Genomic DNA, 14,693 nt, shown 5'->3' on the forward strand with positions numbered 1-14,693 from the left:
AAGGTTTAATAATTACCTTGAATGTAATTCGTTTTATTTTCATTTTCAAAAGTTACTTTTTTCCAAAACGGCTTTGCCTTAATTTTTGTGGGATACCAATCTTTACCTTCTGCAGCGAGTATAAAAAGTCCCGTTTCTGTCCCCAGAACGATGAACTTTTCCAGTTTGGGTTGTATCGAAAAAACAGCGAGATCGTATTTCTCCACTAATTCATCGCAAAACTGCGAAACACTTTTAGCCACAAAACCAATTTCACTCACCGATAAAATCGAAGAACTATTAAAGGGTTTATCCGATTTATTATCCAAATTATATCGGGCAATGAATTCTAAAATATTTCCGTTGTTGTCATAAAAATAAAATGATTTCGCATTCCAATTATGAAAATCTGCAATTTTATCAGGGGAAACGACTTCCAAAATTTCGGCTTTTTCATCCATCCAGTCAAAGGCTTCCAGCAACTGATTGTTTGGAATATCGAAGGCAAAATGATAAATCGGTTTTTGAATGTTAGACAATCTGAAAGTCAGCTTCGTTTCCTTGATTCCAAATGAAATACGGGATTGGTTCTTTGAAATAATTGGCAGTCCCAGTTTCCCTGCATAAAAAGCATCCGTTGCCTTAATATCATTTGTCAGCAACTCCAGTTCCAAAATAGTCATATCAGTTGCACTAAAACTATTCTGGCTCTTCCATATCTACATCAACCCCTAACCCATCAGCAATCGCTGCTCCTAAACGACCGTCTGCTCTGTACCAATGACTCAATTGCCTGTTGACAATTTCAGCTTTTTTAGGCCCTTCAATTCCTGACATGGCTCCAATGATATTGTTAATAGTATTTAGTTGTTGTTCAGGCGTCATAATTTTAAACAAATTTCCCGGCTGCGTAAAATGATCGTTCTCGCCTTCGCAATTCCTGTCGTACCAATCGGCATAAGGACTGTCAATAGGAAGCGGCGGTTCCTGATATGCCGAATCAATTTCCATACCGTCAAAACTATTGGGAAAATAATTAGGATTCTCCCCTCCGTTACCATCCACCCGCATCTGTCCGTCTCTTTGATAGTTGTTTGTGGCAAAAGGACATCGGTTTACAGGAATTTGTTCATAATTGGTTCCCAAACGATAGCGGTGAGCATCCGGATAGGACAATAGTCGTCCTTGTAACATTTTATCTGGCGAATAGCCAATGCCATCCACGATATGCGCCGGCGCAAAAGCGGCCTGCTCGATATCCTGAAAATAATTATGCGGATTTTGATTCAATTCTACGACACCTACATCAATCAATGGATAATCACCATGAGGCCAAACTTTTGTCAAATCAAACGGATTCAGATAATAATCCTGACTAAGCGCTTCCTCTTCGCTCATCACTTGTATTTTCAAATCCCATTTTGGAAAATTCCCCGCATCTATATTTTCTATCAGATCCCTTTGTGCAAAATCCATATCATGGGCTTTCATCTGCGCCGCTTCTTCATTGGTAAAATTCCGTATTCCTTGGGCAGTTTTAAAATGAAACTTAACATAAGTTCGTCTGTTGGCCGCGTCAATCATAGAATAGGTGTGACTACCGTATCCATTCATGTGGCGGTATCCATAGGGCGTCCCCCTGTCTGACATCAATATTAAAACCTGATGCAAACTTTCCGGATTCAACGACCAATAATCCCACATCATCGTGGGCGATTTCAGATTGGTATGGGGGTCTCTTTTTTGGGTGTGTATAAAATCGTCGAATTTTTTAGGGTCTTTCACAAAAAAGACCGGTGTATTATTCCCGACCAAATCCCAATTTCCATCCTCGGTATAAAACTTCATCGCAAAACCTCTTGGGTCTCTTTCTGTATCTGCCGAGCCCTTCTCTCCACCTACCGTAGAAAAGCGCAGCAGCATTTTGGTTTCTTTCCCTATCTCCGAAAAAATTTTTGCCTTCGTATACTTCGTGATATCATGGGTTACCGTAAAAGTTCCAAAAGCACCCGACCCCTTTGCATGCACTACCCTTTCCGGAATGCGCTCTCGATTAAAATGCGCCATTTTTTCGTGAAGAATATAATCCTGTAATAAAAGGGGACCCCGCGAACCCACAGATTGGGAATTTTCATTTTCCACATAAGGTCTCCCCGATGCAGTTGTTAGCTTTTTATGTAATTTCATGATGAAGAATTTAAAAATTTTTATCAAATGAACATGCTAAACAATAATTGCAATCCAAAAAAAAATGGACACGCTATAGCTGCTTTTAAAAAACAGAAAAAAAGATACAGAAGTAACAAGAGCAAAAAAGGCTTGCTCTAAAAAAGATCAAAATTAGGGACTTGGGGACTAATGCCGTTAACTTCGAAAAAACACTTAAAGTTAAAAAAACTTAACTAATAAACAACAAACTAATAACAAAATATTAACAGCCTAACAGGGACTTATATACGATCTTTGCAGGGTAATAAACTGGTTATTTATTATATTGGTTTTGGTTAGTTAAAAATTTGCCGACATTTTTAGGATGTCGGCATTTTTATTTTGTAGTATTCATAAAAGAGAGTACTGCGGTATTAAAAACATTTGGTTGCTCCACGTTCACCACATGCCCACAGTTTTCAATCACAAATAGCTTGGAGGATTTATAATGAGCCTCTACCACCTTTCGAACGGAAGGCAAAAACATATAATCTTCTTGTCCCATAACATATAGTGTGGGAATATTTAGTTCCACCTGACGAAACCATTTTAGCACAGGATTAATTTCTGCCGTGAGTTTAAACCATTTGATGAACTCTTTTTGATATAATTTTTTGGCCTCATTGATAAAAAGTAAACGGGATTGTTTATGATTCTTTTTGGGCATGATTACAAAAGCAAAAAAACGATACAATACCAAATAAGGCAAAACATATTTAAACGCATTCCCCAATCGCATTAACACCTGCGAACGGAAGTTCATTTTTAAAATCGCACCTCCCAAAACCATACTTTGAACCCTTTTCGGATACATTTCAGCCAATTGTCTGATTAAAATGGTTCCCAAAGAAATCCCTACAAAATGGGATTTCTGAATTTGGAGAAAATCCAAAACTTCCAAGATATCATTGGCCAAAGCCGAAAAAGTATATTTCTGTTTAAGGGCCGTTTTAAGCGAAGGTTTGGAATTGCCATGCCCGCGTAAATCCAACAACAAAACATTATACTGTTTCTGAAAATCCCTGATTTGTTTGAACCAAATAGAGGAACTCCCACCGGCACCGTGGACAAAAGTCACCCACTGCTGGCTGTTTTTATTTTCATAAATGGTATAATTAATCACTGTCGTAGGATTTTAAATTTATAAAGTTTTATGTAGTTTTTTAAAATAATCAAAGGCTTTCAAAAGACGACTTCCATACCAGGAAAACATTTCTCCGTCTACCAAAATAATGGGAACATCAGGAACAAATTGCGCTATTTCATGGCCGTCTTCTTTTTTAAAAGGGAAAGGCTCCGAGGAAAGAAAAATGATCTCTGGATTCCCCTCTTCTTGCATTTTTTCAATATGTATTTCCGGATAACGCCCTAGAGTATCATAACTGTTTTTAAAATGATTCAGCTTCAGCAATTCATTGATAAAATTGTCTGAACCGGCAACCATATAGGGATTTTTCCAAATAAAATAAGCTGCTTTTTTCACCCTTTTGTCTTTGATGAAATTTTTAAAATCACTCAAGGCAAAAGCCAGTTTATCATTCCATTTTTGGGCTTCGATTCTGCAGTTGAACAGCTGTCCAAAATCACTGATCATCCTGAAATTGTCTTCAATCGTGATAATATCAGTAACCCAAACCCGGCATATTCTACGCAATTCCTCAACAATTTCCTTTGTATTTTCCTCTTTGTTACAAATAATAATATCCGGTTGCAACAAACGGATTTTTTCATAATGCACTTTCTTAGTACCGCCAACTATCTTCTTAGTCGATTTAAAATGGTAGGGATGCACACAGAATTTGGTTATTCCAACAATACGGTCTTCCAAACCTAAATCATACAACAATTCCGTTTGCGAAGGAACCAGCGAAATGATTCGCCTAGGTGAAGTCTCAAATATATGTTGAGTTCCAAGTTGATCAGCTAAAATTATTTGTTTCAAGTTTGAAAAGATTTCGAGTTTAACCGCAAAGGTCGCTAGGTTTTTCGCAAAGTACACAAAGTTATTTACTCCAGCTTAATGAATCTTAATACCTTAATGGTTCAAAAAAACATCAAGTTTAAAAGCTTCAACCATTAAGGAATTAAGAAAAATTAAGGTTTATGGTGTTCAAAATATTTTATTTACATTCCAAAAAACTTGAAACCTGAAACTTGAAACTTCTTATACTTTAAACTTCAAACTAATAATCTCTTCCATTTGCTGTTGCATTTTTAAGGCTTCTTCTCTTGCCTTTTCAGCAAAATCGGTGCCGTTTGAAGCATAAATAATCCCTCGAGACGAATTAATAAGCAATCCCACATTGGCATTCATACCATATTTGCAAACTTCGCTCAGGCTTCCTCCTTGCGCTCCTACTCCAGGAACCAACAAGAAACTGTCAGGAACAATTTTACGGATTTCGGTGAAATATTCGGCTTTGGTAGCGCCTACCACATACATCAGATTTTCGCTGTTTTTCCAACTTTTAGAGGTTTCCAAAACTTGTTTGTACAATTCTTTTCCTCCCAAAGAGTCGGAAACATTTAAGGTTTGAAAATCGAAAGCCCCTTCGTTTGAAGTCAAAGCCAACATAATGGTATGCTTATTTTCGAAAGCCAAAAAAGGCTCCACCGAATCTTTCCCCATATAAGGAGCTACGGTCACGCTGTCAAAATTCAAATCCTCAAAAAAAGCCTTGGCATACATTGACGAAGTATTTCCAATGTCTCCGCGTTTGGCATCGGCAATAGTGAAGACTTCAGGGTAATTTTCGTTGATGTAATTGATGGTTTTTTGCAATGAAATCCATCCTTTTATCCCATAAGCCTCATAAAAAGCGGTATTGGGCTTATAGGAAACCGTCAAATCATGCGTCGCATCGATAATCGCTTTATTGAATTCGAAAATAGGATCTTCCAGTTCCAATAAATGCTGTGGAATTTTATTCAAATCAACATCCAATCCAACACATAGGAAGGATTTTTTAATCTTAATTTGCTCAATTAATTGTTGTGTAGTCATTTTTCGGGTGTTTGGTGTTGGGTGCTGGGATCAGACTTTGGAATCAACATATTTTTTCAAAGATTGTATTCTTTTTTGTATTGAATTTAACTCTAAAATAACATCCAAATATAACTCTTCATTAATGAAACCAATTTCTTTAGCTATTTCTATTTGGGTTTCCAACTCAAAAGAAGACCCCAAACTAATCTGCAAAAAACGAGAGAAATCTTTTTGGGAACTTCTGGAACAGCCTTCCGCTATGTTCGAGGGAATCGAAACTGAACATCTGTTAATTTGAGAAACTAAACCAAATTTTTCCTCATTCGGAAATGTACCGGTAATAATGTAAATTTTCTTTACTAGATTAACCGAACATTTCCAAACTTCCAAATCTCTAAAGTTTCTCATATATTTTAATTTTACAAAAACCTAGGACCTAAAACCTAAGACCTATTTAAAAAATCTCGCTGGCTTCTTTCAATTTCTCCATATTGTTCACCAATTGCAATTCGTCAACAATTTTCTGAATGTCACCATTCATGATATTTCCCAGATCATACAAAGTCAATCCTACACGGTGATCCGTTACACGACCTTGGGCATAATTGTAAGTACGTATTTTGGCAGAACGGTCACCTGAACTCACTTGTGAAGTACGTTTTGTAGCATCTTCCGCTTCTTTTTTGGCCAATTCCTGCTCGTACAAACGGGAACGCAATACCGTTAAGGCCTTATCTTTATTTTTGTGCTGTGATTTTTGATCCTGACATTGGGCCACTAATCCGGTAGGAATGTGTGTCAAACGCACGGCCGATTTAGTTGTATTTACCGATTGTCCACCAGGTCCTGACGAACAAAAGAAATCCACACGCACATCATTCATATCGATTTGAACGTCAAATTCCTCCGCCTCTGGCAATACCATAACAGTCGCCGCCGAGGTATGAACACGGCCTTGAGTTTCCGTTTGGGGAACACGCTGCACACGGTGAACACCAGCTTCAAACTTCAAAGTTCCGTACACATCTTCTCCCGAAACTTCAAAAATAACCTCTTTGAAACCACCCGAAGTTCCTTCATTCATATCCACAACCGAAGTTCTCCAACCTCTGTTCTCACAATATTTAGTATACATACGGAACAAATCTCCGGCAAAAATACTCGCTTCATCCCCACCCGTTCCGGCACGAATTTCCACCATAACATTTTTGGCATCTTCTGGATCTTTGGGAATCAACATAAATTTGATTTCTTCCTCCAGTTCCGGCAATCTTTCCTTCGCTTCTTCGAGTTGCATCTTGGCCATTTCGGTCATATCTGCATCACTTCCATCCGCTATTATTTCATTGGCTTCATCAATATTAGCCATCAAAAGAACATATTCATCTCTTTTTTCAGCCAAAGCCTTTAGATCCTTATACTCTTTATTCAGCTGCACATAACGCTTCTGATCCGAAATCACATCCGGTTGGATGATCAAATCCGAAATCTCATCGAAACGTTGTTTTACTATTTGAAGTCTATCTAACATAATCTTAGTCCTTTTATTGGAGTGCAAAATTACGAAATTTTTATTTAAAGTTTTCTATTTGATGTTTCAAGTTTTTCAGCTGCTTTTTCAGGCTATCCACTGTCTCTTTTTCTGGCAAAAAAGCCCCAGCTCTGCGAAATATAAACCAGTAAAAACAACAAAATACAATCGTAATGGCTCTGCGAAGTCGCAAAAGCTGGTGCGAGCATCTTGCTCGTACACACAACCACCCAACTCTGTAAAGTATAAACCAGTAAAAACAACAAAATACAATCATGATGGCTCTGCGAAGTCGCAAAGGCTGGTGCGAGCATCTTGCTCGTACACACAACCACCCAACTCTGCAAAGTATAAACCAGTAAAAACAACAAAATACAATCATGATGGCTCTGCGAAGTCTCCCGACTTCGTAGCCATTCCAATAATCTACAAAGACAGGAAAATAAAGTATGCTAAAATTAGAATCATCCTCTGCGAAGTAGAAACAACAAAATACAATCATGATGGCTCTGCGAAGTCGAAAAGGCTGGTGCGAGCATCTTGCTCGTACACACAACCATCCAACTCTGCAAAGTATAAACCAGTAAAAACAACAAAATACAATCGTGATGGCTCTGCGAAGTCTCCCGACTCGTAGCACAAACTGAGCAAGTAATACAATTTCACAATCAAAACACTTGCTATCAACGAATTAACTTACTATCAAAAGCTAACCGCTCAGGCATACCGCTCACTTCAGGAAAGACTCCTTGATCTTAATTTATGTAAAAAATGTATAATAAATAAATTCTTTAATATACATTTTTAATACCTTTGCAAAGAATACCCACCAGTCCCAGAAAATAAATCTAATACCAGTGGGAATTAAATTCTAAGATTAGCGTTTTATTTTAATCTCAAAGATTAACTTTCTAATCTGCTTTACTACGTATCCAATTAAATAGATACATAACATACAAAATAAATTATCTATGTACTCCATAGTATTTTATATTTAGAGTTAATAACTCTATCACCTAAAACCAAAGTCCGAGCTTTGGTTTTTTTTATGATGCCAGACTATCCAGCGAATTATTTTTAACAAAGATAAGCCTAGTTCAAAATTTAGGCAGCAATTATTCATTCTAATTATTTACATTTTTTTTGTGGCTACTGTCATTTCTTAATAATCACCCCAAGGCCATGCGAAGTATATACAAGTCATTACAACAAAAAAAATCGTAATAACGCTGCGAAGGGTTCGCATCGCCTTTCTTTTGATATGATAAAAAACTTTGTAATTCCCCATAATATTCTTAACTTGAGAGGTTAAAAATACCACTGAGATCAAATCATATTTGCTCAAAAAAGCGACATACTATCATGGAAAAATATTTGCGTCAATTGATTACAATTGAATTTGAAGATAAAAAAGACCTTTTTACCGGCTTTCTGATTGATTGGACCGAAGATTGGATTTTGATTAAAAACAATCCCGTTGATTTTATTATTGATGGTTATACGATTTTGAAAAACAAAAATGTAAAATCGATTACCCAAGACAAAGACCATGAATTCACCGAAAGAGTCATTAAATTAAAAGGTTTAAGAACCAGTGCCGAAGAAATAATACCGCTTACTGATTTAGAAACCATTATCCATTTTTTAGCGCATAAATATGAAATTTTTCAGATTATGAAAAAGTCTGACAAAGCGGTTTATCTGGGTAGACTCATCGAGATCAATGACCGAGAGTTGGTCATGGATTTTTTAGGCCCAGAAGGAAAATTTGAGGGAGAAATGAGTTTCAAACCTAAAAAAATAAGAGCAATTGAATTTGACACCGACTATATCAACTCCTTAAAATTAATTATTCAAGAAGATAATAAAAACTAAGTTATTTTCTTTTATTCTCGCAGCTGCTGCTCGTTTGTAATGAAAAGCGCAATCCTGGTGTTTGCAATGCGATTACTTTAATTTTAATGAAATTGTTCCTCATAGCGATAAACAAATAAAACAACAGACAAACTGGATGTGATTTCAGCTCGCCCAAAGCACTGGAACATTTTGTTCGTACCAAAAACCAATTAGCTATTTTAATTCCTCTTTGGTAGCTATTTTTATTTTTGCAGTTTGCAATCCTTTTCCTGAGACCTTCAATTCTATCTCGCCAGCGCTTGAGGTTGACTGAACCAAAACAACCAATTTACCACTAAACAATTTCATAGTTGGCAAATGAAATAGTTCCAGCGAAGTCGCATCACCATTACAGGCTGCGCGAAAAACCCCTTCTCCTTTAACATTAAATTGCAATTGATTGGTTGCTGTCGGACATGGAATACCCTTTTTATCCACCACAGATACCGTTACAAACGACAAATCCTTGCCATCTGCATCCAATTCTGTTTTATCGGCTTCCAATACTAATCTATAAAGTTTCCCTGCTGTATGCGTTTCTTGTTCTGCAACAGCCTTTCCGTCATCGTCAAAAGCCACCACTTTTATAGTTCCTGGCTCATATTTAACATCCATCCACATTAAACGGTATCTGTTTGTAGGCGAGCTATTGTTTTTTTTCTGAATACCCATACTTTTTCCATTGACAAAAAGTTCGGCGCTATTATAGCTTGTATAGACAAAAACAGGGGTTACTTCGCCCTCGCGCCCTTCCCAATTCCAGTGCGGAAGCATATGCAAGGTTTTTTCTTTTATATTCCAACGACTGCGATACAGATAATAGCGGTCTTTGGGCAAACCTGCCAAATCATTAATCCCAAAATAAGAACTACGTGAAGGCCACTTCGTATCATAAGGAGTAGGTTCGCCTAAATAATCAAAACCTGTCCAGACAAATTCGCCAATGACCCAAGGCTTATCATCTTGCAAAACAAAATCTTCATCTGGAATATTAGACCAACTGCAGGCTTCTAAATCATAAGAAGAGGATTGAAAATCATCGTATTCCTTCATCTTTGCCGCTACAACAGGAAACTTATAGATTCCTCTCGAACTCACCGTCGAAGCGGTTTCTGAACCTAGAATTAATCCTTGCGGAAAAGCCTTATATGCTTTATCGTATAAATGCACTCTATAATTCAAACCTGGAATATCCAATACTGCGCCAAATCCTGATGCCATGGTGGCCTCCACTTGATCCATACCTACGGTTACAGGTCTAGTTGGATCTTCTCTATGAAAAATATCTTGCAACCATTTGGCACGTTTTGCGCCTTCACTTCCCCATTGATCAGGAACTTCGTTTCCGGAACTCCACATAACAATACTTGGGTGATTTCGAGTAGCATGAACGAGGTTTACAATATCTTTTTCTGCATCTGTTTCAAAATAGCGATGGTAGCCATTCTCTACTTTGGGTTTCGCCCATTCATCAAAGCTTTCTGCTAAAAACAAAAAGCCCATTTCGTCGCATAATTCCAACTGCTCCAAAGAAGGCATATTATGTGAACTTCGAATGGCATTGGCTCCCATATCTTTTAGAATTGTTAGTTGCCTGCGCAAGGCCGCCTTGTTTACGGCAGTACCAATTGGCCCTAAATCGTGATGCAGACACACTCCCTTAAACTTGATAATCGAGTCATTTAAACTGAATCCTTTATTGGCTTCATATTTTATTTTTCGAATCCCGAATTTGGTTGAAGTTTCGTCTTTTAAGGTATTTCCAACATAGAGTTTCGAAACAGACGTGTACAAATATGGGGTTTCCGGACTCCATAATTTTGGATTCTTTACCGCGATATTCTGCTCAAATTCATTTCCATAAATAGTAGCTGTGCTATCAATCGCGACTGTATTACCGGTTGCATCTATAATGCGGCTTACTAATCTAAGATGCTGTCCGGAAACCTTGGTTTTGATATTCACTTTCGCAAATTCAGGGCTAATTGTAGGCGTAGTTATAAACGTACCCCATTGATCGATACTTTCGTTGTTTTTGACAATAAGACGTACATTTCGATACAAACCGGCACCAGGATACCAGCGGGAGGACAACTCTCTATTGGTCAATTTAACTGCCAAAGTGTTTTTTAAATTACCCAAGACGTGTGCTGTTATATCAAAATAAAAATAACTATAACCATAATTCCAACCCCCTATTTTTTTACCATTGATAAAGATCTCCGGCTCACTCATCGCACCTTCAAAGAGAAGAAGTACCTTTTTATTGGAATCAAAATTGGGTATAGCAAATTCATTGCGATACCAACCAACGCCGATGTAAGGTAATGCTCCTGTTCGACCTGTTTTTTCGGTGGCGGCTTTTTCCCCGTTTTGAACAATAGCTACGTTCTGTATATCGATGGCTTTATCAAAAGGCCCTTTTATTGCCCAATCGTGCGGCACAGTCACTTTTTCCCATTTTGAATCGTTTAACGATTCAGAATACCCATTGGCAACATCCCCTTTGTGAAAACGCCAATTTTTTTCTAAAGTCAAAACCTCCCTCGTGGTCTGCTGTCCAAAAGTGGGTACTGTAAAAATTAAACCGAATAAGACAATACTAAAGAGCTTGTAATTCACCACGTTTTTTATAATTAATTTTAGTTTACTATTCTTCATGCGGGTACTTAACTAAAGGTTTATATCATTATTTATTCTGGAAAATATGGAACGGCTTTGATCTCCGATCGACAGTCAAAAGAACAACTCCATGTTTAGGCACTTCAAAACTCAATGAATGTTTCTGTATGTCCAAATCTTTTTTAGCCCATAGATTGAGCTAAGGGCACCCTTTTTAGACATCAATACCAAATGGTATTCAAATCAAAACTTATGGTTGCTGTTTTACAATAGCAATGCTCAAAAATAGAATAGTTTGCTTAATTTACACACCACTGCCCACCAGTTTTTTTGCCATTTTTTTTAAAATTACACCAATAAAAAATGAATAAAAAAAGCAACCTCCATTTTTCTAAAAAAGCATTTCATCAGCTTCCAATCCACCCCAGCAACTGTCTTAGCCTAATAAATTCTGATGGATGTATTGACGAAGAAGATTCTGAAGATTTGCTGTAATTGGTATTTTCAAGAACATGAGGTAACCATTTAGATGGATTGATGCTGTTTTTCTTGCAAACGGAATCATCAAAACAGAGTTCAATCTTCATAGTAGCCAATTAGGCTTTGAACAAACCTACAATCAGATAAAGAGAAGTATAAAAGTCTATAATGAAATAAGACCTCATTCAAGTTGTGATGATTTAACCCAAATCAAGCTCATCTACAATCAGAGAACTTGAAAGAGAGATGGAAGAATGATAATAAAAAACTTAACTATGAAAAAAAACGATGTATAGTAAGTTCAGGATCAAGGATTATTTTTGTATTTGCATAGCAATAACAGGATTTATTTAATAAGCTGTATAGTTATTTCAGGACGGGTCAATGACTCGTCATATAGCATAGATATAGTACTAATATAGTACTAATATAGCATAGATATAGTATCGATAATATATAGATAATGCATAGATAGTGTATGGATAATGCATGGACAAAAACAGCTTCATTTATACCAACACCTCCTCCTCTATTTATCCCGTTCATAACTCCTGCCACTTTATCTTTAATACCAAAATCTAAATTCCTAATTTGCGCCCTTAAATTAGAAGGAGAAAATGAAGGTCTGTATTGCCGAGAAACCAAGTGTAGCCCGTGAAATCGCATCCGTTTTGGGAGCCAATACCAAACACGATGGCTATTACGAAGGCAACGGCTATGCCGTGACCTATACCTTTGGCCATTTATGCACCTTAAAAGAACCCAACGACTACAAATCCTATTGGAAAAGTTGGGATCTGAACAACCTGCCGATGCTGCCCGAAAAATTCGAAACCAAAGTGGTACAAAATTCGGGGATCCAAAAGCAATTCAAAATCATAAAAGCGCTATTTGACAAAGCCGAGCTGGTCATCAACTGCGGGGATGCCGGCCAGGAAGGGGAACTCATTCAGCGCTGGGTGATGAACGAGGCCAATTACAAAGGCGAGGTACAACGCTTGTGGATTTCGTCCCTAACCACCGAAGCCATCAAAGAAGGTTTTGAAAACCTGAAACCATCGGCTAATTACGACAATTTATATTATGCCGGTTTTTCCAGAGCTATTGGCGACTGGTTATTGGGCATGAACGCCACCCGTTTGTACACCGTAAAACACGGCGGTTACAAGCAAGTATTGTCTATCGGACGGGTGCAAACCCCTACGCTGGCCATGGTCGTGGATCGCTTCAAAGAAATTGAAAATTTCAAACCGCAACCCTATTGGGAGCTGCAAACCTTATATCGAGAAACGCTTTTCAGCTATGAGGAAGGTCGTTTTTTGAAAAAAGAAGACGGAGAACTTTTAGCCCATAAAGTCCAGGAAAGTGATTTCGAAATTGTCGCTGTCGAAAGAAAAAACGGCAATGAATATGCTCCAAAACTGTTTGATTTAACAGGCTTACAGGTGTATTGCAATACCAAGTTTGGATTTTCGGCCGATGAAACGCTTAAAATTGTCCAAACCTTATACGAACAAAAGGTAGTTACTTATCCCAGAGTGGACACCACGTTCTTGCCGAATGATATTTATCCAAAAGTGCCCGGTATTTTGCAAAAATTAAGCAATTATGCCGCACTGACGCAACCGCTTTTGGAAAAGAAGATCAAGAAATCGCCCAAGGTTTTCAACGACAAGAAAGTAACCGATCACCACGCAATAATTCCAACGGGAATTCAAACCAACTTGCAATACAACCAACAGCAAGTGTATGACATTATTGTAAAGCGTTTTATTGCCGTTTTCTATGATGATTGTTTGGTCGCCAATACCACGGTAATAGGAAAAGCAGCCGATGTAAGCTTCAAAACCACCGGAAAGGAAATCCTGAAAAAAGGATGGCGCATTGTTTTTGAAGATTCAAACGCCAAAGAAAAAGAGGCCGATATATTGCCGAGTTTTGTTGTAGGCGAAAAAGGGCCACATCAGCCTTCGTTTTTAGAAAAAGAAACCAAACCGCCCAATCAGTTTACCGAGGCGACTTTGTTGCGAGCGATGGAAACTGCAGGAAAACAGGTCGATGATGAAGATTTACGCGAATTGATGAAAGAAAACGGCATTGGTCGCCCGTCAACACGAGCCAACATTATTGAAACGCTGTTTAAACGCCAATACATCGTTCGAAACAAAAAACAAGTATTGCCAACGCCAACGGGAATCCAGCTGATTGACACCGTTCAAAATGAATTGATCAAGTCGGCTGAATTGACAGGAAGTTGGGAAAAGCAGTTGAAAGACATTGAAAAAGGCAGCTTTACCGCTGGCGCTTTTATCAATAATATGAAACGCATGGTCGAAGCTTTGGTTTATGAAGTTCGAAGTGAAACCAGACACGCCAATATTTCTCATGCCGAAAGCACTCAAAAGCAACTGGCTAGGGTGGAGAAAAAGAAAGTCGCAGGGATTTTGGCGGAAGCCTGCCCAAAATGTAAAAAATCAACCTTGATCAAAGGAAAACAGGCTTATGGATGTGCCGATTATAAAGCGGGCTGTAATTTCCTATTGCCTTTTAGTTTTGCCGAAAAAAAAATATCCGAGAATCAATACCTGAGATTGCTTCAAAAAGGTTCAACCGTAAACTTGAAAGACTTCAAAACCGATGCCGGCGCTGTAGAAGGTTTGCTGCGTTTTGATGAAAACTTCAAATTGGTTTTAGAACCCAAAAAGACTGTGACCAAAACAACATCGGATGAATTGTCTTGCCCCAAATGTCAAAAAGGCACCGTTCTAAAAGGAAAAACGGCCTATGGTTGCGGTAATTACAAACTGGGCTGTGACTTCAAAGTGACTTTTGATGTGGTTAGAGCAAAACTAAAAGATCAAAAACCAACCAGAGAACTGGTTCATGCTATCTTGAAAGAGAGTATTTAATTTTAAACATATAAGTCAGATCAGTTTTTTTAAGCTCACTCTAAAAAACGATTACCTATATGTTAAACCTTTAGATAGCGGT

General features: G+C 37.8%; 11 protein-coding genes. 2 read left to right on the forward strand and 9 right to left on the reverse strand.

Going from position 1 to position 14,693, the window contains the following annotated elements; genetic code table 11:
• Nucleotides 1-5: 5 nt before the first annotated feature.
• The 7 genes from BUB25_RS01140 to prfA all read right to left on the reverse strand — a co-directional run bounded on the left by BUB25_RS01140 (nucleotide 6) and on the right by prfA (nucleotide 6,704).
• Nucleotides 6-662: a VOC family protein gene (locus BUB25_RS01140; protein WP_072938500.1), complete on the reverse strand. Its 657-nt coding sequence runs from the start codon at nucleotides 660-662 to the stop codon at nucleotides 6-8.
• A 16-nt stretch (nucleotides 663-678) separates the two neighbouring features.
• Nucleotides 679-2,166: a catalase gene (locus tag BUB25_RS01145; RefSeq protein ID WP_072938503.1), complete on the reverse strand. Its 1,488-nt coding sequence runs from the start codon at nucleotides 2,164-2,166 to the stop codon at nucleotides 679-681.
• Between the two features lie 358 nt (nucleotides 2,167-2,524).
• A complete protein-coding gene (locus BUB25_RS01150) occupies nucleotides 2,525-3,310 on the reverse strand; it encodes an alpha/beta fold hydrolase (RefSeq protein WP_072938506.1) in 786 nt (261 codons plus the stop codon).
• Between the two features lie 18 nt (nucleotides 3,311-3,328).
• Nucleotides 3,329-4,129 (reverse strand): ABC transporter substrate-binding protein, encoded by an 801-nt coding sequence (locus tag BUB25_RS01155; protein ID WP_072938509.1) that lies wholly within the window; start codon nucleotides 4,127-4,129, stop codon nucleotides 3,329-3,331.
• A 222-nt stretch (nucleotides 4,130-4,351) separates the two neighbouring features.
• Nucleotides 4,352-5,191 (reverse strand): orotidine-5'-phosphate decarboxylase, encoded by an 840-nt coding sequence (gene pyrF, locus BUB25_RS01160; protein WP_072938512.1) that lies wholly within the window; start codon nucleotides 5,189-5,191, stop codon nucleotides 4,352-4,354.
• Between the two features lie 30 nt (nucleotides 5,192-5,221).
• Nucleotides 5,222-5,581: a four helix bundle protein gene (locus BUB25_RS01165; protein WP_072938514.1), complete on the reverse strand. Its 360-nt coding sequence runs from the start codon at nucleotides 5,579-5,581 to the stop codon at nucleotides 5,222-5,224.
• 46 nt (nucleotides 5,582-5,627) lie between these two features.
• Complete coding sequence (gene prfA / locus BUB25_RS01170) at nucleotides 5,628-6,704, reverse strand: peptide chain release factor 1 (protein WP_072938517.1); 1,077 nt, start codon at nucleotides 6,702-6,704, stop codon at nucleotides 5,628-5,630.
• 1,362 nt (nucleotides 6,705-8,066) lie between these two features.
• On the opposite strand from prfA, the gene BUB25_RS01180 reads away from it, so the two are divergent.
• Nucleotides 8,067-8,579 carry a hypothetical protein gene (locus tag BUB25_RS01180; protein WP_072938525.1) on the forward strand — a complete coding sequence of 171 codons (513 nt, stop codon included), beginning with the start codon at nucleotides 8,067-8,069 and terminating at the stop codon, nucleotides 8,577-8,579.
• A 195-nt stretch (nucleotides 8,580-8,774) separates the two neighbouring features.
• Here BUB25_RS01180 and BUB25_RS01185 read toward each other — a convergent pair whose 3' ends face one another.
• Together BUB25_RS01185 and BUB25_RS16385 are read right to left on the reverse strand one after the other, a co-directional pair.
• Entirely contained in the window at nucleotides 8,775-11,261 is a 2,487-nt protein-coding gene (locus BUB25_RS01185; RefSeq protein WP_084089371.1) for a DUF4982 domain-containing protein, read from the reverse strand.
• Nucleotides 11,262-11,629: 368 nt separating this feature from the next.
• The gene (locus tag BUB25_RS16385) at nucleotides 11,630-11,809 is read right to left on the reverse strand and encodes a hypothetical protein (RefSeq protein ID WP_139256878.1); all 180 of its coding nucleotides are present in this window, start codon (nucleotides 11,807-11,809) and stop codon (nucleotides 11,630-11,632) included.
• Nucleotides 11,810-12,319: 510 nt separating this feature from the next.
• Between BUB25_RS16385 and BUB25_RS01190 the strand changes: the two genes are divergently transcribed.
• Nucleotides 12,320-14,611, forward strand: coding sequence for a DNA topoisomerase 3 (locus tag BUB25_RS01190; protein WP_072938529.1), 2,292 nt, complete (start codon nucleotides 12,320-12,322; stop codon nucleotides 14,609-14,611).
• The last annotated feature ends 82 nt before the right edge of the window (nucleotides 14,612-14,693 follow it).

It is taken from the genome of Flavobacterium granuli, assembly GCF_900129705.1.
Taxonomy (GTDB): Bacteria; Bacteroidota; Bacteroidia; order Flavobacteriales; family Flavobacteriaceae; genus Flavobacterium; species Flavobacterium granuli.

Excerpts from the sequence above, each read along its gene's own strand:
- BUB25_RS01190 (WP_072938529.1), top strand. The coding sequence starts at position 12,320 with ATGAAGGTCTGTATTGCCGAGAAACCAAGTGTAGCCCGTGAAATCGCA.
- prfA (WP_072938517.1), bottom strand. The coding sequence starts at position 6,704 with ATGTTAGATAGACTTCAAATAGTAAAACAACGTTTCGATGAGATTTCG.
- BUB25_RS01145 (WP_072938503.1), bottom strand. The coding sequence starts at position 2,166 with ATGAAATTACATAAAAAGCTAACAACTGCATCGGGGAGACCTTATGTG.
- BUB25_RS16385 (WP_139256878.1), bottom strand. The coding sequence starts at position 11,809 with ATGAAGATTGAACTCTGTTTTGATGATTCCGTTTGCAAGAAAAACAGC.
- BUB25_RS01180 (WP_072938525.1), top strand. The coding sequence starts at position 8,067 with ATGGAAAAATATTTGCGTCAATTGATTACAATTGAATTTGAAGATAAA.
- BUB25_RS01165 (WP_072938514.1), bottom strand. The coding sequence starts at position 5,581 with ATGAGAAACTTTAGAGATTTGGAAGTTTGGAAATGTTCGGTTAATCTA.
- BUB25_RS01140 (WP_072938500.1), bottom strand. The coding sequence starts at position 662 with ATGACTATTTTGGAACTGGAGTTGCTGACAAATGATATTAAGGCAACG.
- BUB25_RS01185 (WP_084089371.1), bottom strand. The coding sequence starts at position 11,261 with ATGAAGAATAGTAAACTAAAATTAATTATAAAAAACGTGGTGAATTAC.
- pyrF (WP_072938512.1), bottom strand. The coding sequence starts at position 5,191 with ATGACTACACAACAATTAATTGAGCAAATTAAGATTAAAAAATCCTTC.